Source organism: Bifidobacterium sp. ESL0827 (genome assembly GCF_052606685.1).
Genome location: NZ_CP199597.1, coordinates 518,037 through 536,956 on the forward strand (window position 1 = coordinate 518,037; position 18,920 = coordinate 536,956).

General features: G+C 58.0%; 15 protein-coding genes, 1 other RNA gene and 1 riboswitch. Of the genes, 5 read left to right on the plus strand and 11 right to left on the minus strand.

The features are described from left to right. Positions 1-4: 4 nt before the first annotated feature. Positions 5-799: an AraC family transcriptional regulator gene (locus ACUIAI_RS01915; RefSeq protein WP_445342792.1), complete on the minus strand. Its 795-nt coding sequence runs from the start codon at positions 797-799 to the stop codon at positions 5-7. Here ACUIAI_RS01915 and ACUIAI_RS01920 point away from each other — a divergent pair. Further along, positions 713-907 (plus strand): hypothetical protein, encoded by a 195-nt coding sequence (locus ACUIAI_RS01920; RefSeq protein ID WP_110412602.1) that lies wholly within the window; start codon positions 713-715, stop codon positions 905-907. The genes ACUIAI_RS01915 and ACUIAI_RS01920 overlap by 87 nt on opposite strands. A 24-nt stretch (positions 908-931) precedes the next feature. Here ACUIAI_RS01920 and ACUIAI_RS01925 read toward each other — a convergent pair whose 3' ends face one another. After that, a complete protein-coding gene (locus ACUIAI_RS01925; RefSeq protein WP_445342463.1) occupies positions 932-3,250 on the minus strand; it encodes a beta-L-arabinofuranosidase domain-containing protein in 2,319 nt (772 codons plus the stop codon). A 456-nt stretch (positions 3,251-3,706) separates the two neighbouring features. On the opposite strand from ACUIAI_RS01925, the gene ACUIAI_RS01930 reads away from it, so the two are divergent. Next, positions 3,707-5,293, plus strand: coding sequence for an oligopeptide:H+ symporter (locus tag ACUIAI_RS01930; protein ID WP_445342464.1), 1,587 nt, complete (start codon positions 3,707-3,709; stop codon positions 5,291-5,293). Between the two features lie 162 nt (positions 5,294-5,455). Here the strand turns inward: ACUIAI_RS01930 and ACUIAI_RS01935 are convergent, their stop codons facing one another. Together ACUIAI_RS01935 and ACUIAI_RS01940 are read right to left on the minus strand one after the other, a co-directional pair. Then, positions 5,456-5,974 (minus strand): GNAT family N-acetyltransferase, encoded by a 519-nt coding sequence (locus tag ACUIAI_RS01935; protein WP_445342465.1) that lies wholly within the window; start codon positions 5,972-5,974, stop codon positions 5,456-5,458. Positions 5,975-6,035: 61 nt separating this feature from the next. Next, positions 6,036-6,353 (minus strand): DMT family transporter, encoded by a 318-nt coding sequence (locus ACUIAI_RS01940; RefSeq protein ID WP_198176677.1) that lies wholly within the window; start codon positions 6,351-6,353, stop codon positions 6,036-6,038. Between the two features lie 8 nt (positions 6,354-6,361). Next, positions 6,362-6,425: riboswitch (guanidine-III (ykkC-III) riboswitch) on the minus strand. 266 nt (positions 6,426-6,691) lie between these two features. Between ACUIAI_RS01940 and ACUIAI_RS01945 the strand changes: the two genes are divergently transcribed. After that, positions 6,692-8,065 (plus strand): FtsX-like permease family protein, encoded by a 1,374-nt coding sequence (locus tag ACUIAI_RS01945; RefSeq protein ID WP_445342466.1) that lies wholly within the window; start codon positions 6,692-6,694, stop codon positions 8,063-8,065. Between the two features lie 321 nt (positions 8,066-8,386). Here ACUIAI_RS01945 and ACUIAI_RS01950 read toward each other — a convergent pair whose 3' ends face one another. The 5 genes from ACUIAI_RS01950 to ACUIAI_RS01970 form a co-directional block, all read right to left on the minus strand. Continuing rightward, the gene (locus ACUIAI_RS01950) at positions 8,387-8,647 is read right to left on the minus strand and encodes a type II toxin-antitoxin system RelE/ParE family toxin (protein ID WP_445342467.1); all 261 of its coding nucleotides are present in this window, start codon (positions 8,645-8,647) and stop codon (positions 8,387-8,389) included. Between the two features lie 10 nt (positions 8,648-8,657). Next, positions 8,658-8,912, minus strand: a complete 255-nt coding sequence (locus tag ACUIAI_RS01955; RefSeq protein WP_445342468.1) for a type II toxin-antitoxin system RelB/DinJ family antitoxin — start codon at positions 8,910-8,912, stop codon at positions 8,658-8,660. Between the two features lie 242 nt (positions 8,913-9,154). Further along, positions 9,155-9,553: a transfer-messenger RNA gene (gene ssrA / locus ACUIAI_RS01960) on the minus strand. A gap of 113 nt (positions 9,554-9,666) precedes the next feature. Continuing rightward, positions 9,667-10,611 (minus strand): LysR family transcriptional regulator, encoded by a 945-nt coding sequence (locus ACUIAI_RS01965; RefSeq protein WP_445342469.1) that lies wholly within the window; start codon positions 10,609-10,611, stop codon positions 9,667-9,669. 242 nt (positions 10,612-10,853) lie between these two features. Further along, positions 10,854-12,476, minus strand: a complete 1,623-nt coding sequence (locus ACUIAI_RS01970; RefSeq protein ID WP_445342470.1) for an NAD-dependent malic enzyme — start codon at positions 12,474-12,476, stop codon at positions 10,854-10,856. A 283-nt stretch (positions 12,477-12,759) separates the two neighbouring features. On the opposite strand from ACUIAI_RS01970, the gene ACUIAI_RS01975 reads away from it, so the two are divergent. Beyond that, the gene (locus ACUIAI_RS01975) at positions 12,760-14,253 is read left to right on the plus strand and encodes a DASS family sodium-coupled anion symporter (protein ID WP_445342471.1); all 1,494 of its coding nucleotides are present in this window, start codon (positions 12,760-12,762) and stop codon (positions 14,251-14,253) included. 106 nt (positions 14,254-14,359) lie between these two features. On the opposite strand, the gene ACUIAI_RS01980 is transcribed toward ACUIAI_RS01975, so the two are convergent. Further along, the gene (locus tag ACUIAI_RS01980) at positions 14,360-15,259 is read right to left on the minus strand and encodes a carbohydrate kinase family protein (RefSeq protein ID WP_445342472.1); all 900 of its coding nucleotides are present in this window, start codon (positions 15,257-15,259) and stop codon (positions 14,360-14,362) included. Next, positions 15,249-16,526 (minus strand): ROK family protein, encoded by a 1,278-nt coding sequence (locus tag ACUIAI_RS01985; RefSeq protein ID WP_445342473.1) that lies wholly within the window; start codon positions 16,524-16,526, stop codon positions 15,249-15,251. The genes ACUIAI_RS01980 and ACUIAI_RS01985 overlap by 11 nt, the downstream gene beginning before the upstream one ends. Before the next feature lie 381 nt (positions 16,527-16,907). Here ACUIAI_RS01985 and ACUIAI_RS01990 point away from each other — a divergent pair, with 381 nt between their 5' ends. Further along, positions 16,908-18,920 (plus strand): family 20 glycosylhydrolase, encoded by a 2,013-nt coding sequence (locus ACUIAI_RS01990; protein WP_445342474.1) that lies wholly within the window; start codon positions 16,908-16,910, stop codon positions 18,918-18,920.

Here is an 18,920-nt window from a genome sequence, read left to right on the forward strand (position 1 = left end):
GATTTCAGGCGTTGTTGTAGTGTCGCTGGGAAAAGCTGGATCGGTATCTGGTTGGGGTCAGGCCGGAGAACCGTTTGAAGACGCGCATGAAATATTTGGGGTCGTCATATCCGCAGGCTTCGGCTATCTGTCTGACGCCCATGGAGGTCGACAGGAGCAGCTCCTGAGCTCGTTCGATGCGGATCCGCCTGATCTGTCCGGTGATACCGATGCCGAACCGCCGCTTATAGATGGTCGACAGGTACGAGGGCGAATAGTTGAAGTTTTCTGCTACGCTGGCAACACTGATCCGGTCGCAGGCGTTGATACGGATCCAATCTTGGACCTTCTGGAGGGTGCTGTCCTCGTCGTCAGCTTCTTGACGGCCCTTGGGCGCGGGCCTTCCCATGGCGATCTCCATGAGCAGGCAGGTCATGAAATAGCTGCAGTAGGGGCTGGGATCCGGGTAGGTGCGCTGGTAGATGTCAAGCAGCTGGTTGAACATGACGGTTAACCGATTGTTGTCTGCCAGACGAAAATCCAGGGGCAGCACCACGCGTGCCGCTCCCTGGTCATTTCCATCCCTCGGTTCGTCAGGCAGGCCTTGAACCTTGTGCCAGTCAGGCAAGGTGAAGTGGGCCCAGTAGAAGGTCAGCGGCTCCTGTCCCAGCCGTCGACTGCCCTCATGAGGAGTTCCGGGCGGAATTAGCAACAGGCCGCCTGCCTTCAGATCATGATGCCGCCCGGCTACCGTCAGCGGGAGGAGGCCCTCTTCAACCAGGATCAGCTCAAAGCTGTCGACGGTGCGGCGCTCGTGGATCCATCCGGGGGTGCCGATAAAGCGCCCTGCGGATTTGAAGACCGCCGCATCGTTGGGGAAACTGGTGATGATTGCCTGATCCGTGCTGACCGTCCTCCCTGTAGCTGAAACCTTGGCCTTATTAGGACGCGGTCAGTGGCTGGCCACTTCGACGTAGGCATGATATGGCTGGCTTTCGTCAATGGTCCAGAGGGGGACGAATTCCAGGCCGCTGTCCCGGTGACGGAAGACCAGCTTCTCGCCCTGGCGCTCGAAGGCGGACCCAGGATCCTTCCGGTCGATGTCAAGGCTCTGCATATCAGTGCTGGGGCTCAAGGCGGCAAGCACGTAGGGCCCCCAGGCCACGGCGGCCAGGGAAGGCCGGTCCGGGGTGCCGATCAGCCGGATGGTCGGATCGAATGTCAGCGTAATGGTGGTTCCTGACCAGGAATTCAGACCGCAGGCGCTCGCATCAAGGACCGCCACAGCCGGGTCGGCGCCCATGAGAACCTGGGACACCGGGGTTCCGTCGATGTCAATGTGGACCCTGCTGCGGGTCCAGGCGGGAATGCGCAGGGCCAGGCGCGGCCTGTCCAGGGCCTCTATGGTGATGGTCACTTTCTCGGGGTAGCGGTCGTCCACATCCACGCTCAGGGCCATCTTCTGGTCGATGTCGTTCAGGCTGCAAGGAAGATACTGCTCGATCCACAGGGTCGTCTCGTCCGTGTAGAAGGCTCCATCGGCGTAGTAGAAGTGCGATTCCAGGCCGGTGCCGTGGCAGCAGCTGTTCTCCTCATCGAATTCCTTGTGGCCGCCCGGCTGAGTGGGGAAGAAGTAGAGACTGCCGCCCTGGGGTACATGGTCGGTGCTGGCGGCGATGTGGTTGAGTGTGGTCAGCTCGGTGTAGTCTGCATACTCCTGATCGGGGTCGAAGGAGAACAGGAGCGCAGACAGCTTGAGCAGGTTATAGGAGGCGCAGGACTCAGCGGTGTTGTCCTTGAGCAGGGCGCCGATCACGTCGGGCTGTTGGAACATTTCGCCCTGACCGGTGCCGCCCATGGCGTAGATGTGATGGCCCATGACCGACTTGAGGAAGAACTCGGCCTGCTGCAAGTAGTAGGGCAGCCCGGTCTGGCGAAAGAGTTCCACCGAACCGATGACCTGGGGGATGTGCTGGTTGCCATGCAACCCGCCCAGTGCATCCACCTTCTGACGCATGGGGACCATGAGACGGTCGTTGTCGAAGAGGCGAGCGGCCTCCAGGTGCTCCTTACGTCCGGTGATGGCGTACAGGTGGGCCAGGGATTCATTCATGCCTCCGAACTCGCCGGCGATGTACATGCTCCACATGTTTTGCAGCTGCTCGTGGGGGAGACGGTGGACGCGGTCATAGACCCAGTCGCCCAGGTCCGAGGCCACGCGCAGAGCCGTTTCATTGCCGGCGAAGTGGTAGGCGTCGATCAGCCCAGCCAGAATTTTGTGCAGGGTGTAGTAGGGCGCCCAGATAGTGGGGTAGGGCGCGTACTGCTCCAGCTTGTCGAACTGGCTCTCGTCGTAGGCCGACAGGAAGCCCGGCTTGGTGGCTCCGCTCTTTGCAAAGGCGGCCTGGACCTCGGCCAGCCCGTCGACCAGATAGGTCAGTTTGGTCCGAATGTCCTCGTCGCCGGTAGCGGCATACCCCAAGGCGTATGCGGACAGGACGTGGCCGGTGGTGTGGCCGCGCAAGTTGGAGTCCGGAGCGTCCCAGCCGATCATAGGCTTGGCTCCCTTGGTGTCCAGGTGGGCGGCCCGGCGGAACTCCACCAAGAGCTGATCGTCGTCCAGAGTTTTCAGGAAGGCTATCCGCCGACGCTGGTTGCCTGCAAGCATTCCATCACCGTTGAGCCGCACCCGGGAGATGGGCACGCGGCGGACCTTAGGCCTGGAATCCACTGGCTGTTCGGGGTCTTCGTCAATCACCTGAACCTTGCACTGCACACGGATATCGCTGCCGTCGATGGATCCTTGGAAGTCATGTTCGCCGGTCTGTTCATCCCTCTGCTCAACACCTTCGTCCCAGTTGACCCGCTGGGAGACCTTCTCGCCGTCCTTGGTCAGCACAGCCGTGAACATGGGCAAATAGTAGGTGATGCCCTTGCGCGCCTTGATCTCGATGGGGTAGACCTTGCGTACTTCAATCTTGTTGGGCATCTGCAACACGGTCACATCGAAGCTGCGCTGGGCCTCGCCGCCGCCCTTGGTGACGGTCGCGGTCAGGGTTACGTTCCGGTCGCCTAGGCCGTATTCGGGCTGATTGACCTTGCCTTGAGGGTTCACCCATCGATCGTCGCTGCTGGTCCACTCGATGGTGGTTCCCTCCACCCCTTCGGTCGGCAGTTTCAGGTCGAAGTCCACGGTGCCCGTGTTGCCGATGTAGATCTGACGGGCCGCCTCATCGACGCAGTCCTGATCAGTGTGCATGGATGATGTCATGATGAATTACCTACTTCCTCCGTTGACAGGCGGATTTTGTCGGTCATGCTTTCCGTCGGGTCGTCTCCGATCCGTCGGCGCCGCTCTGCCCCGACGCCTTGGTGCGCCTTACCTCATCAGTCTATGGATGGAAGCCTGATTATGAAGGTGGGGGAAATCGTCGAATGGGTGGACAATCTTGTGCCTTTGGTTTGGAGTTGTTCTGGCTAGCTTCTATGTCTTCCTAATCCTTGCAATGGTGCGCTTTCTGAGCAAGGAACGACCTGCCAGGGGAGCCTTGTCGGGTATTGGCCAGATGGCATTACCGAGAAATGTCCACCTTTTCCCATTCTCTTTGCACCTACGTCCAAAGGGCTGAAGATTTACCGTTCCAAGTGGAACAGCCTGTGGTTCCACGCAGAGCAAAAGGGTGCCGAACAACGAGGGTCGACACCATTGAGAAGCGAGGAGAAGCGTATGGCAACATCATCGGAACATGTCGACGAGCAGTCAGACAAGGACCAGCAGGATTCGAACCTGGTGGTCGATGAGTCCGGTCTCAAGGTCGACCATCATCAAGAGGAGGAATTGGAACATCTAAGAGCAGATCGTTCCTTCTTCGGTTACCCCAAGGGTATTGGCATACTGGCCACGGGCAACCTTTTTAACTCCATCTGCTGGGCCTCTTACGGGGCTGTGATGATTTACTATCTCTACAAGCCTTGGACCAAGGGATTGGGATTCACCCAGGGTGAGGCGGCCCAGCTTATAGCCATCGTGGCGGCCATCAATTCCATGTTCGAAATACTGGGCAGCTGGTTGGCTGATCGAGTTTTTGGCGCTCGCAAGGCTTTGGTCATCGGCAATATCACCAAGGGGCTGTCCTGTGGCCTTCTTGCTATCCCTGCATTCTCAATCGGTCAGGGTCGGGCTTTTGCCATAGTGGGCATGGTCCTCATGAACATTCCTATCGTCGGTGCCTCCAACGCCTCGTTGACCGGCATGCTCTTCCATCGCGATGACAGTCGCCGTGACGGGGCCTTCGCTATTCATGCTATCGCCAACAACATAGCGGGCTTTATCACTCCTGTGATTTCTGCTCAACTGGGGCTGGTCAACTATCATTACGGCTTTGCTATCGGGGCGGTCGCGGCCCTACTCTATGCCGCTATTATCGGCTTGCCCGGTAATCGTTTCTTCGGATCCTTGGGTTCAAAGCCGTCCAGGCCCTTGAGCGCCCAAGAAAAGAAGCGCTACAGTCTAATCGCACTGGTGGCCCTGGTTGTCATTGCTGCTTTCATAGCCGTGCTGCTCTTGTCCAAGAAGGTCAGTGTGAACAGCCTGGCCAATACTGTCAGTTCGTGCACATTCGTGGTGGCGATTCTCTTCTTTGCCATTATCTGGCGTTCCAAGCGCATCAGCAGTACTGAACGGCATAGGTTGCGCGCAGTGACTCCCCTGTTGATCATGCAAATTGTAATTGGTGTGGACTACGCCATCCAAGGCACCACCCTGCTGATGTTCCTGGATCAGCGTATCAACCGTAAGTTTGGCGGTATCGAAATCGCACCAGGATCCTTCACGACTATTGTGGGTATTATTTCTCTGCTTTCAGGACTCTTCTTCAGCTGGTTCTGGGTCACCGACCTGGGCAAGCGTTGGAAGTCGAGCAGTCGTCTCTGCTTTGGTTTCTTCTTCACCGGCATCGCCAATTTCCTCCTGATTGTGCCGACTGTCGTGCTCAATCCTCACGCCGGAAAATACTCGGTGGTATGGCTGCTGGTTTATTACTTGGTCAGCAATTTCGGTGGATTCCCCTACGGTGTTGCAGCTAACTCAACTGTTGCTGCAATTGCTCCGAAGTCTTACGAGACGCAGATGCAGACCTCACTAACATTGTCTGCAGCCATCGGTACCGCCATCATGCTGGTCGTCTATGGAAGGTTGAAGTCGCTGGATCAGCAACTTCCTCTATTCCTGATCATTGGCACTTTGGAAATTGTTGTTGCGGTTGTGGTAATGAAGTTCAGCAAGCGTTTCGAATCCATGATTCTCGATGATTAGTGAATGGATCGGTCTTTGTCGAGCGAAGATCTCTACAAAGACCGGGTGATAGTGAAGAGGTAAGCAGTTTCGCAATAGCCCTTTGCTGTTGTCAACAGCGGCACCGGAGGCCATCCGCAATTTTGTGGCTTTCGGTGCCTCGTGTTTGCACAGAGGTAGCTATTAATTGATTGCTGCGGTCATGATCCAGTCGGTCTGAATGTCAGCGCCCAAGGTGAAAGTGTGCTCGCCGGTCCGTTTGAAGCCCATGGCTTGGTAGAAACGTTGAGCGGGTTCATTGTGCTCCCATACACCCAGCCAAATTTTGCTCAGTCTCTGGTTCCTGGCTCGTTCGAAGGCCTGATTGACCAGCAGTGTGCCCAGTCCCTGGCGTTTGAAGTCCGATAGGACGTAGAGCCGCTCGATTTCTATTGAAGTGTCACCGAACTGCTCGGTCTGGGCTTTCCCTGTGTTGAGCTGCATGTAAGCTGCGGGCGTGCAATCCACGCTGGCCAGGAGAAGGACGGATTCAGATTCAGACAATTGCGACTTGACCAGTTCGGAGGAGAAGGAATGCAGGAGGTAGTCTTCCATGTTCTCTTGGCTGTTGTCGGCGGCGAAGGTGTCACGGAAGGTAGTCATGCCCAAGGAACATATCAGCCCGGCATCATCCGAGGTGCATTGCCGTATTGTTGCGGTCATGATGGCGATTCCTTTCTTCATTGATTCTGCTGCTGGATATTTCTGCTTTGATAGGCTGTTCTCAGTTGACGATCTTGAGTCCGACCACGCAGGCGACCAGACCGATGATGAGCAGAATGCGGGCGAGTGAAACAGGCTCCGATCCAGTAGCCATGGCGTATAGAACGGTCAGGGCAGCTCCGATGCCGACCCAGATCGCATAGGCCGTGCTGGTAGGGATGCTGCGCATGGCAAAGGCCAGACCCACCATGCTCAGAATCAATCCCACGATAAATACGATGTCAGGGACGATTTTGGTAAAACCCTGAGACTTGCCTAGGGCGGTGGCCCAGACCGATTCGCAGATGCCAGCGAGTATAAGTATGATCCACGAGGACATGGTTCCCTTCCGGCAAGTCTTGTCGCTGTCCGGGTACTTGACCATCGTCCGGGAACCTGAATCAGATTCTGGCCATCAGAATAGCACGGGGCAACACCCTGATAGTTGAATAGCAAGGGAGCGGCCGAGGGTTCATTGTAAGAAGGAATCAGGGTTAATTCAGGGTCGTTTCAGGGGTTTGCCGGATGTTGTCTCCCCCGCCGATCGGCTATTCATATAAATAGAGGGATCTAGCAGGGTGTACGCACGAGGATGTGGCAGGTGAATGAATCATGACTTGGGCCTTACGTGATCTGAAAGCCAATAGCGGCATTTGGGCTGGCGTCTTTATCGTTCTTGTGGTCACGCAAACTCTGCTCTGTGCCATGAGTGTGAGCATGGGAGTCAACAGCTATTACCAAGGTCTGTCGGTCAAGACCAGGGATCCTGCTAAGAGTCTGGCTTCGGCCCTGAGTCTGGTCTTCCTCACGGTCATTGTGCTCGGCTGTCTGGTGATCAAGCAAACCCTGCAGGCATCAATTCGCCAACGTCGGCAGGGGCTGGCCCTTCTCTCGCTGCTGGGAGCTACGCCTAAGCAGGTCCTGGTGCTTACGCTTTTGCAGGTGATGATTTTGCTTCTGCCGGCCTCCCTTATTGCCGTGGCTCTTTCACCTGCGCTGGCTGGAAGGATCCTCGATTGGTATTCCACCGGGATGCGAATGTCGGTACATTTCGCTTTTACCTGGCACAGATTTCCCAGGTCTGCCCTGACTGGTCTTGCAGTGGGATTGGCCACGGCCGTCTTGGCGACCAGCCGGACATTGCGGGATTTGGGAAAGATGACACCAGTCCGGATGGTGCACCGTGCTGAGGAGAGCGAATCGGTTGAACGGCCGAGACATGGACGTGGTCTTGTGGCCCTTTTCCTTGGGCTGGCCTTGCTGCTATTGCCGTTGCCTGTCTTTGCCTATCTTTCGCACAGCGGCTCTGTATCCTTGGATCCTAAGCAAGTCCGGGCGGTCATAAGTGCCGTTGGAAGTGGACCGCTTTTCGCCATTCTCTTGCTGCTGATAGCCTTGGCTCGCGCTGGTGGGCCGGTTATAGGCAGGGTCACTCAACTCTGGACTGCTCTGGTGCCGTCATCGTCTGCCGTCTGGCGGGTAGCGCGTTCACAGGCTGTGGTCAGAAGCAAAGACACGACATTCGGCTCAACGGTCATAGCGTTGACCGCCTGCATGTTTTTGGTCGGCGGTCTGCTGACTGCCGGAGGCACCAGTACCGTCGCCATAAACAAGGTGCCGGGAATACCGAGTGCCACAGCGGGCGGGACTTTGGAGTTGCTCTATGGTTTCTGGGCAGCGCTGCTGGTCGCCCTGGTCGGCGTGATCGCGGGGTTCGCCATCGCCGCTCGGGATCGTGACCTTGATTTGGCGCTCCTGTCAATCGCTGGGGCAAACCCGCAGCAGCTTACTGCTATATCCACATTGGACGGCACCATCGTGATGACTACAGGCATTATCATCGCAGCAGGCGGCACCGGACTGGTCGGACTGAGCACAGCTATGGTCTACTGGCCTCTTGTCCACAGTTTGTTCATAGTCTTTCCTTGGCAGTTCTTCCTTATATGCGGGTTGCCGATCATCGTCGTCGGGTCACTGGCGACTATGCTGACGGCGCGGCCTGCTTTGAAGCGCTCGCCCATGGCCATTTTGCAAGGCGCTATAGGCGAATGATCGGCAGCGAGCTTTAATTGTTGGGTCCGCGATGTGTAGTTGAGCGGTCTTGCCAAGCATTGATTTCGGCCATGGCTGAGTGTGACATATTCATCAACGGGCAGTTCTCCGTGGGATAGGCCAGCCCTAGGCAATGCACTAAATGCATGCTGAATGCTCGAAAATACCGGTCCTCGTTATGATAAATCAATCTCTCAGGGTTCAGTGGACGATTAACTTTTAACTTTGAAGTAGATACAAATGTACAGTCAAATTTGGGCCACGATTACAGTGATTCGTGTCATTCGGAACAAGGCTCGATTGCCGAGGCTTTCAGTAATGTCACAATGTTTGGCCATGACTGCCGGTTGTCATCAAGGTAAGAATCGTTCGGTTCTTGTCGCGCTTGTACACAAGGAGCCTGTCCGCGTCGACATGCAACTCCTCGTATTTAGACCAGCGTCCTTTCCACCAATGATTTCGGTATTTGCGCTTAAGCAGTGCTGAATTGTAGTCAGCCAAGTCGTGGAGTACCTGATCGAGTCTGCTTAAGTCGAAATGCTTCTTCTTGATTTTCTTGACATCACGCAGGAATTTTTGCATATATGCAAACTCATACGTGATGGATGATATCTTTCATATTCTCTACGCCACCCGTGTGGATGACCGGTGAAGCCTCGGCTTCCTCCATTTCCCTGTCAAATTTGGAAAGTTGGGAGCGAAATGGAAGTCCTCCTTCGCGCAGGGACTGAGAGAGAAACATGTTAATAGCCGTGCCGAGATCAAGGCCTAAATCTTCGAAAAGCTGTGAGGCTCGACGCTTCATATCCTCGCTGGTACGAATTTGAATTCTCACTGTCTCTTTCATTACTTTCACCTGCTCCAATTGCTCTATTAGTCTTCTTTAGCTCCAAAATTACACCATTAGTGCTCCAAGTGGAGTTATTCTGGAGTCATTTTAACTCTACGAATAAAGAAACGAGGTTGACCTGAGATTCATGAATAAGGTTGTTGACACTGTGATGCACTAAAAAATGCGGAGAAATGGAATCTTGAACCGTAAAGCGGTATGAAAAGGGCCAGCCAAGTTACCCCCGGCTGGCCCTTGTCTTGTGGAGCTGCGGGGAATTGAACCCCGGTCCGGTGACCGCACCCTCAGTCTTCTACGTGCGTAGTCTGCTGGCCTTTGTGGCTATCTGTCTGCCCCCACCTGTGTCGCAGACAACCGGTGGCGGGCATAGCCGCAGTAAAAGTCCCCGAACCGCCCTGTGGCGCGGCAGTTCAGGCAAGTCTTCTTAATGACGCTCAGCATCCCCCCGAAGGCGAAGGGGAGTGAACGGAGCAGCTGCTCACTGGTTAATCCTGGCGCGAAGCTCAGGCAGCGAGAGCGAACTCAGTGCGGTTAGATTTAGCACTTGTTGTTTGCGGGAGGACATTAACGAGCGGACCCCCGCGTTCTCGGCACGCTTCCCTGCGACGAACAGGTCACCGTCGAAACCGATCAGCCCCAATCTTGAATTATCAAGCTCCGCTGGCGCCAATTCGGGCCAGCCTCGTCAGTATACAACAGATGGACGCTGCGGATATTCCCGCTTCTCCCTCGGCATTGACTCCAATTTTGGTCAAGCCACAGAGCCCAGTCGGTTGGTGGCATAGTCGCTGAAGGCATGCACCTCCTCCACGTCCTCGTGGAAGGCCTCGCGCTTGGTGTCGTTGAAGAGGAAGATGTTGAAGCGAGGCATGTCATCACCGGCAAAGGGGATGAAGCGCAGGCCGTCGCCAGGATGCACGCCGGCCGAGGTGATCAGGCTGCAGACCAGGCCGGATGTGGTCACCATTTTCAGTGTTTCCACGTCGGAGACTTCAATCAGGTGACTGACCGGTTCAGACAGGTGAATCAGCCGTTGGGCGGCCTGGGCATGGACGAAATCTCGGTTGAGGGTGGCCAAGGGGACATCCCCGGGAAGCATGGACAGATCCTCGGGGTGCAGGCTGGTCATTCCCGCCGTGCCCAGTCGTTCGACCATGGACTGGGTGCAGACCATGCCGAAGGGGAAGGAGGCCAGCTTGGTCGTCTCCACGCCATCCACGCTCAGCGATTCATCGACGCTGGCCACCGCCCCGTAGTCCACACGGTGGGCCTCTATCTGGCTCAAGAGCTTTTGGGATCCTATGGTTTCTACGGTCGTGTTCTTGTCTGGTCCGCACCGCTCTTGCTCCTCTTGTCCGGAGCTCAGTAGCGATGAGATGATGGGCGGCAGGCCGATGGTTCGCCGTCGAATCCCGGTCCTCGCAGCCAGGGCCTCGGGCAGGGTGTTGATCAGGTCCAAGGCCTGGCCGACATGGTCCACCACTGTTCTTCCAGCCTGGGTGAGCTGTGTGCCGTCACCTGCGCCGAAGCGCTGCCTTTGGACCAGCCTGGTTCCCAGACGTTTTTCCAGTCTTCTGATGGCCTGTGAGACGGCAGGCTGGGAGATGCCCGCCTCCAACGCGACGTCGGTGAAACTGCCGTACCGGGCCAGCATGGTAAGCAGCTCGAGGTCGCGGACATTATCCATATAGGTCATGAGCCGCTTCCCTTGATTGGTGCTCAGATTATTGCTTGTCTTTATTGCTTATCCGTCAACTTTGGCGAAAGACTACTTATAAGAACCATATCATTATCATCTGGACTTGAGAAGATTGACCCTTGAAAATATTTACAGTTCCTGACCCATGATTGGGGTCCAGTCGCCACGATTATCGATTATCAATCGTGCCGGCCGGACCCCAATTTCAATGTCGCAAGAAGCGAAGGTACAGGTTTCGCTCAGGCGTCGTAGTGCCACTGTGCCTTGGCAACGGCGGCATCCACGTCCTCAATCGGCTCACGGTTCAGGCCTTCCTGGACCGCCTGTGCAGCTACAGCAGTGGCGACCCGACGTGAAATCTCCTTGAGATCGGCCACCGGCGGCAATACGGCGGTTCCGGGCTTGTCCACGTCGATCATGTCGGAGATGGCGTAGGCTGCGGCCAACAGCATCCCCTTGGTGACCAGCCGTGCCTTGGCGACGATGGCCCCGAAGCAGATGCCGGGATACATGAGGGCGTTGTTGCCCTGTCCGATGGAATAGGTGACCCCCTGGTAGTCAACAGGCTTTGAGGGGGTGCCGGTGATGACGAAGCCGCGGCCGTGGGTCCAGGCGATTACGTCGGCAGCCTTGGCCTCGGCCAGTTCCGTAGGGTTGGAGATGGGGCAGATCAGCGGCCGCTCCACATGCTTGGCCATGGCCTCGACAACGTCCTGGTTGAAGGCTCCTGCCCTGGTCGAGGTGCCGATGAGCACCGTGGGTTGGAAGGCGTCGACGACCTGTGCCAGCGAGGTCTTGTCGGTGACTGAGGCGAATTCATCCGGCTTGCGGGCATATCGTGTTTGCCCCTCAGTCAGATCATCCTGTCCCTGCTCGATCAAACCCTGACGGTCGAAGAGCAGAACCCTGCTCCGCGCGGTCTCTGAATCCATGCCCTGGCGGATGATCAGGTCGTCCACGATCTGGTCGGCGATGCCCACACCGGCGGTCCCTGCGCCGAAGACCATGATCCTGGTGTCCTTGGGGTCGGCTCCGGCGATTTTTCTTGCGGCGATCAGAGCGGCCAGTACGGTTACGCCGGTGCCCTGGATGTCATCGTTCAGAGTCAGGATCCGATCCTGATAGCGCTTGAGGACGGGCGCCGCCTCGGGCCTGCCGAAGTCCTCCCAATGGATCAGGGCCTCCGGGTAGCGTTGCAGGACCTGCTGGACGAAGTCATCGATGAAGTCGTCGTAGCGCTTGCCTCTGACCCTGGCGAAGTGGTTGCCCACGTAGTCTGGATTGTCCAGAAGAGCCTGACGGTTGGTGCCGACATCCACCATCACTGGTAAAACGCGCGAGGGATCGATGTTGGCAGCGGCAGTGTAGACGGCCAGCTTGCCCGTCAGAATCTCAGCACCCTGGGCGCCCCAGTCGCCGATGCCGAGAATGCCTTCCGCGTCAGTGCAGACCACTAGGTCGATGGGTCGGTCGCCGGCGTACTGGTCCAGGGCGTCGCCAATCCCCTCGGGGTGATCAATGGAAATGTAGGCCACGTCGCTGCCTGAATAGAACTCGTCGTAGCGTTGGATGGACTGGGCCACAGTCGGGGCGTAGACGATGGGCATGTACTCAGTCAGGTGCTTGTCCATGCTCCTGTAGAAGAGCCGACGGTCGGTGCGGCAGACACTCATCAGGTAGAGCCGCTTGTCCAGATCGGTGGGCTGGGCTAGGAAGCGGCGGTAAACGATGCGCTCGCGTTGTTCGTCATCCTGCACAGCGGCAGGCAGCAGCCCGTCCAGCTTCAGCTCGCGCCGTTGCTCATAGTCGAATCCCAGTCCCCGGTTGGCATAGGAATCGTTGATGGTATCGAATCCTGTCATGGTCTCACTTGTCCTTCACGATTGGGGCCGGCCGCGTTGCCGGACCTCTGCAATCAGCCTAGAAAAGCCCTTGGTGGCCTGGCAAATAAGCATTGCCTATATGCGTCAAGCGCCTATTTACCGGTCTTTGGCGGGTCTGAGAAGTCATAGACGGCTGCCAGTTATGGCTTCCTACATATAGGAGGCGCTTATTTGTCGTCCTTGTCGTCTGCCGCATAGCATAAGTCCACATGAGCAAGCCGACGAAGAGGTCGGCGGTTTTCAGGCGGTCATACGCCGGACCATGAGCGAAGGAGCAATGATGGGTGAAACAGTACGAACAGGCGGGGGCGGGGGAGACCCCCAGACGCGGGCCAGTCAGCCTTTCAATACGGGCCAGCTGGTCAAGGCTCTGATCTGTGTAGCGGTAGGGCTGGTCATCTTCCTGATTCCGCCTCCTAAGGGGTTGACTCCTCAGGGCATGCACATGCTGGGAGTCTTCGTGGGCACCATCCTGGGGCTGATTTTGCAGCCCCTGCCCACATCAGCGGTGGCTATCATCGGCATGACAGTGGGGATGCTGACCGGCGCCCTGGATCCCAAGAAGGCGGCTTTCAATGGACTGGGCAGCGCCTCCATCTGGCTGATTGTGGCGGCCTTCTTCATTGCTCAGGGATTTGTCTCCACCGGACTGGGCCGCAGGATCGCCTTGGTCTTTCTGTCTCGATTGGGCAAGTCCAGCTTAGGCATAGCATACGGGCTCTCGGCTGCCGACTTGGTCCTGGCGCCGGCCACCCCGTCAAACACGGCTCGTCTGGGCGGCATCCTTTTCCCGATCATTACGTCAATCAGCGATGTGCAGGATTCGAAGCCGGACACTGATGAATCCCGGCGACGCATCGGCGCTTATTTGGCGATTACGGCCAACAACGTCAACGCCATCACATCGGCCATGTTCCTGACGGCTATGGCAGCCGGCCCGGTCGTCGGACAGCTAGCCCAGAAGTTCCATGTGGACATCGGGTGGGGTACCTGGGCCCTGGCCGGCATCGTGCCTGGCCTTATCTGCCTGATTCTCATTCCCGCCTTAATTTATCGCATCTTCCCGCCCACCTTGAGGAACGTGCCCCAGGCTCAGGAGGATGCCAAGGATGAGCTCAAGGGACTTGGTCCGCTGAGCATGCACGAGTGGATCATGGCCGTGACCTTCCTGGTCATGCTGGTCCTTTGGGCGACCGGCTCGGTGATTCATATCAATTCCACCACCGTGGCCTTCCTGGGCGTGGCCGTGCTGCTGTGCACCAAGATCATCACCTGGCAGGACATGGTTGCCAACAAGTCGGCCTGGTCCACGCTGATCTTCTTTGGCGTTCTGGTAGGCATGGCTGAACCGCTCAATACCCTGGGCGTCACAACTTGGGCGGGGGAGATCATCGCGGGCCTGGTCAAGGGTATGCCTTGGGTGTTGGTCCTGATGATTCTGACGATCTTCTACTTCTTCATCCACTACATGTTCGCTTCCGAGTTGGCCCAGGTGGCGGCCATCTACACGCTCTTCGTCAGCGTGGCCGTGGCTGCCGGGGTCCCGGCCATGCCCGCAGCGCTGATGCTGGGATGCGCCAGCGGACTGATCGGCGCCATGACCCATTACGCTTCCGGACCGGCGGCCTTGATTTACGGTGCCGGATACGTCAAGACCTCCGAGTTCCTGCGTATTGGTCTGATCTGCGGACTGGTGACCGTGGCCATCTTCCTGACCGTGGGTCTGGGCTGGTGGCGGCTCATCGGCATCTGGTAAATCCCGATACCGTAGATATAGGTTTGGTGTAGATATAAGTTTGGTCCCGTCCTGTCGACAGTTCGACGGGCGGGACCAAATCATGTTCAGAGGGAGAGGTGGGGGATCATTGACCCTGCTGGCCCAGGTAGTCGGGGATATGCTCGGGATATTCGGGCCAGGCGCCCGGCTGGGTGCAGACGAAGGCTGCGGTGTTGACGGCAGCCCGGTGGGACTGGGTCAGGGAGGCTCCCAGCAGGCGGTTGATGGCGAAGGTGCCGGAGAAGGCATCGCCGGCACCAACAGTGTCGGCCACAGTGATTTCAGGCGTGGGCAGGTGGGAGGACTGGCCGTCCGCCAGATAGATTGTGCTGTAGTCGTTGCCGGCGGTCAGCACGATGGTGTCCAGGTGCCACTGGTCCATGAACCAGCTGCAGAGCTCGTCGTCGGTGGCTCCGGGGACGTGGAACATGTCGCGCAGGGTGACCAGCTCCTCGTCGTTGAGCTTGAAGACCGTAGCCATGTCCAGCAGCTCCTGGATCAGATCCTTGCTGTAGAAGGTGCCGCGCAGGTTGATGTCGAAGAAGCGCATAGCATGGCTCTTGGTGTGGCGCAGGACCTGCAGGCAGGTCTCGCGGGACCCGCTGCTGCGCATGCTCAACGTGCCGTAGCAGACGGCGTCGGCCTTGCTGGCCAGCCCGGCCAGGTCATCCGTATATTCCAGATGATCCCAGGCCACATCGGGCTTGAAGACGTACTGGGGAATGCCGTCGGTCAGCTGGACCTCGACGGTGCTGGTGGGGTGGTCGTTGTGCTGTAGGACGGCATCGACGCCGGCCTTCTGGACCGCCTCCTCAAGCTCTCGGCCCAGGTCGTCGCGTCCCACGGCGCTGATGGCGTAGCCTTCCGCCCCGTTCTTTGCGGCGTGATAGCTGAAGTTGACCGGTGCGCCACCGGCCCGCTTGCCTGTTGGCAGGACGTCCCAGAGGATCTCGCCGATGCTGAGGACCACGGGTTTACTGGTCATGGTGTTCCTTTCCTGATGACGGGCGATGCGCCCGCCTTGTGCTTGTTGATTTCACAGCTGTGCGACCGATGCTGGCCGGATGTTCTAAAAATTGGCTGGCAGCTACCGCGGCGGCCCCGGTCAGCGTCGCATCGGCAGGTAGGTTGGAGAGCAGAATCTGCGTGTGCTCACGCAGCCCAGGCAGGGCACGCTGGGACACAATGGTTCGAACCCGTTCCAGCAGGCGGGTACCGGCGGCGCCCACCATGTCTCCGATGACGATCTGGGCAGGATTGTAAGCGTTGACGATGGTCACGCAGCCGTAGCCCACGTAGTCAGCGATCTGATCCGCCAAGTTCTGGGCGACCTGCTGACCCGTGCGGGCCAGGTCGAACAGACTTGCGCAGGCCTCAGCGTGGGTCATGGCCTCGACTCCAGGGAAGTGATCCCGCATATCCGGCTGGCACATGCGGCGATGGATGGCTACCGCCGAGCAGTAGCATTCCAGGCAGCCGCGGTTGCCGCACTCGCAGTGCAGGCCGTTCAGATCGATGCTGACGTGGCCGATTTCGGTAGCCGCTCCCTGGCTTCCGTCCACCAGGGCGCCCCTGTCGATGACTCCCAGCCCAACGCCTTCGCCCACCAGGAAGTATGCCATGCTGGATGCGCTGACGCGGGGATCGAACAGGCTATGTGCCAGTGCGCCGGCTCGGGCATCCTGCTCAATGAACGTGGGAACACGGAAGGCCTGGCCGAATTCGTGGATAAAGTCCACACCACGCCAGCCGGGCATGCTGGTGACCAGGGCGATACGGCCGGTCTCGCGCAGATAAGGCCCCGGCACGGCCATGCCCACGGCCACGATGGCAGGGTTCGTCTCCAGTCGTCCCTCCACGCGGGTTCTGACCTCTGCCACGGCGGCGGGAATGTCATCTGGGTCGACGGGGGGCAGCCCTTCCGAGTCCAGCAGGCGGCCGCTGATGTCGAACAGTCCGATGGTGACCAGGCTGCGGGCGAACTTGACTCCGATGACCTGGTAGCGGTGGGCGTTCAGGGCCAGGCCTATAGATCGACGGCCGCCCCCTGAGTCCATGCTGCCGGTCTCGCTGATCAGACCCAACCCGATCAGACGGCCCACCAGCTTGCCCACCGCAGCTGGTGTCAAATTGAGGTCCCGGGCGATCTGGGCTCGCGAACTGGTGCCGTGCTGGTGCAGATACTGCACGATGCGTGACTGGTTGAGCTCGGAGAGGGCCTTCGGCGTGCTGGCGTATGGACTGCCATGCATGTCAACCTCCTCCTTGAGTGGTGCAGTCACGTGAACTTCGCGTACTTTATGAACAACGTTTATATATTAACACTGTTTATTATTCTTCCGCAAACCCTTTCAAAGCTGTTTAGGGTTTCTCAACAAAGGGAATTCCATCGTTGGCCACGTCTCCTTTACCAGTGTGATGGATCGTAGGTTCTTGCAGGCTCACCGCCATGTGTGAGCTGCTTATGCGTTGAATATTCGACTCTGCCAGTGCACGTTCACCATGGATGCCGGGGTCTCTTCTCGTCCCAGGTAAATGGGTAGATTGATGGGTGACCATCGATGGTCATGGCTGGAACATGCCGACGATACGGTTGTCATCGGCATCAATCTGCTGCGGGAAAGGTATGGAGAATGAGTCTTGATAATGGCATCGACGCCGTCGCCGATCCGCCGAGAGAGCGGCCATTAGCTCTGATTCCCCGGCCGATCCACATGCAAAGGGATCGAGGCCAGCTGCTGTTGCCGGTGGTGGGCCGAATTGTCTGCGGTGCAGCAGTTGACAAGGAGCTGGGTTCTGTTCTGAGTGACCAGTTGATAGATACCATTCAGCAGGCTACTGGGATGGTCTGGGATCATTCGCGAGGGCAGGCGTGGAATGGCACGATTGGGTTGGATCTGGACCAGAAACTTGGTCCCCAAGAGTATCTTCTGCGCATCGCTGATCAGAGGGATCGTCGCCCGATTGTGGATATCCGCGGCGGAGACGGTCAGGGACTGCGGTTGGGGGTGCAGACCCTTCGCCAGATCGTCATGCAATGTGGTCCGGTCCTTCCGGCTCTGCGCATCCAGGATCGCCCCGCCTATCCAACACGCATCTACAGTCTGGATGTGACCCGGGGTCGGGTGCCCACCATGGACTGGCTGCGGCACTGTGCGGATATATTGGCTCTGTATAAGTTCAATCAGCTGCAGCTCTACGTTGAGCATACCATGGCTTTCCCGGGCATGAGCGAAGCCTGGAGGGGCACAAGCCCTCTGAAGCCCGGGCAGATCGCCGACTTCGATGACTACTGCGCCCGCCTAGGCATCGAGTTGGTGCCTTCGATTTCCACCTTCGGCCACCATTACACCAACCTTCGTACTCGCGGATTCAGAGATCTCGGCGAGTTTCCTGAGCAGGCGGACCGGCCCTACTCTTTTATAGAGCGCCAGGAGCATCACACCATCAATGTCAACCACCCGCAGGCCCTAGATTTCTCGACTGAGCTGATTGACGCCTATGCGCCGCTTATGCGTACGCGAAACTTCAATATCGGTGGGGACGAGACCTTCGATCTGGGCAAGGGGCGTTCGCGGCAGGATGGTTCCAGCAAGGAGCCTGCTGACATGTATGCCGACTATATGATCGGCCTGTGTGATCACCTGCACGCGCAGGGCCGTCATCCCATGTTCTGGTGCGATGTTGCTGTGTCCATGCCCAGAGTCCTGGACAGGCTGCCCAAGGACTGTACGCTGCTCAACTGGCTCTATGACCCGCAGGTAGGGCCGGAAAAGGTTGCCCTTGTGGCTTCTACCGGGGCGCGGCAGATAGTCTGCTCGGCCGTTCACGCTTGGAATCTTCTCCTTCCTCGAATCGACGATGCATGGAATAATATCAGCCGTCTGAGTCGATACGGGATCCAGTACGGTGCCGTCGGGGCCATGGTCACCGACTGGGGCGATTACGGGCACATCAACGATCCGCGCATGAGCCTGCCTGGCATGGCCTACGCCGCCCAGTGCTTCTGGAACCCGAACGACGATAATCGGGACCGAGTGGACAGGGATCTGGGCCTGCTGATCTACGGGGATGCGACGGGAGACTATCTGCCGGCACTGATCCAGGCAGGCTCCAGTTCGGTTTTCGGCTGGGACGACATGGTGCGCTACTGGGAGCTTGATGACGGCCATGGGGGCCTCAACCAGGATGTGGCCCACTTCCTTGTCTCCACATTGCCAGGCATGCCTGGGCTGGATTCGTCTGCTGATGCATGCGAAGCTCGACGGAGCCTGCTCATGGCTTTGCGCATTCGTCTTGAGCAGGTGGATCAGCGTGACGCTCTGCTGCTTGACGCGGCTGTGCGCATGGGCAGAGCCGCCGTCGGATGCCGGTCTGATGCGCGCAGAACCCTGCAGGCCCAGTTGATGGCTGTCCATGGCCAACGCCTCTTCAATGCACTGGGTCGAAGTCTGGCCGTCCGCCATAATGTTCTGCCTGGAGCTCCGGATGCCAGAGCCGACCGGGATCTGGCGGATGCTCTGGAGATCTGGTTCGAGTCTTACGCCAAGCTTTGGCGTCAGGTCAGCCGTGAATCGGAGCTGGGGCGGATCGCCTCCATAGTCTGGGGCTTTGCCGATATGTTGCGACGGGGGACAAACTGCTGA

Coding starts and splice junctions, on each gene's coding strand:
- ACUIAI_RS01920 (WP_110412602.1), top strand. CDS start 713: ATGATGCCGCCCGGCTACCGTCAGCGGGAGGAGGCCCTCTTCAACCAG.
- ACUIAI_RS01925 (WP_445342463.1), bottom strand. CDS start 3,250: ATGACATCATCCATGCACACTGATCAGGACTGCGTCGATGAGGCGGCC.
- ACUIAI_RS01930 (WP_445342464.1), top strand. CDS start 3,707: ATGGCAACATCATCGGAACATGTCGACGAGCAGTCAGACAAGGACCAG.
- ACUIAI_RS01935 (WP_445342465.1), bottom strand. CDS start 5,974: ATGACCGCAACAATACGGCAATGCACCTCGGATGATGCCGGGCTGATA.
- ACUIAI_RS01940 (WP_198176677.1), bottom strand. CDS start 6,353: ATGTCCTCGTGGATCATACTTATACTCGCTGGCATCTGCGAATCGGTC.
- ACUIAI_RS01950 (WP_445342467.1), bottom strand. CDS start 8,647: ATGCAAAAATTCCTGCGTGATGTCAAGAAAATCAAGAAGAAGCATTTC.
- ACUIAI_RS01955 (WP_445342468.1), bottom strand. CDS start 8,912: ATGAAAGAGACAGTGAGAATTCAAATTCGTACCAGCGAGGATATGAAG.
- ACUIAI_RS01965 (WP_445342469.1), bottom strand. CDS start 10,611: ATGACCTATATGGATAATGTCCGCGACCTCGAGCTGCTTACCATGCTG.
- ACUIAI_RS01970 (WP_445342470.1), bottom strand. CDS start 12,476: ATGACAGGATTCGATACCATCAACGATTCCTATGCCAACCGGGGACTG.
- ACUIAI_RS01975 (WP_445342471.1), top strand. CDS start 12,760: ATGAGCGAAGGAGCAATGATGGGTGAAACAGTACGAACAGGCGGGGGC.
- ACUIAI_RS01980 (WP_445342472.1), bottom strand. CDS start 15,259: ATGACCAGTAAACCCGTGGTCCTCAGCATCGGCGAGATCCTCTGGGAC.
- ACUIAI_RS01985 (WP_445342473.1), bottom strand. CDS start 16,526: ATGCATGGCAGTCCATACGCCAGCACGCCGAAGGCCCTCTCCGAGCTC.
- ACUIAI_RS01990 (WP_445342474.1), top strand. CDS start 16,908: ATGAGTCTTGATAATGGCATCGACGCCGTCGCCGATCCGCCGAGAGAG.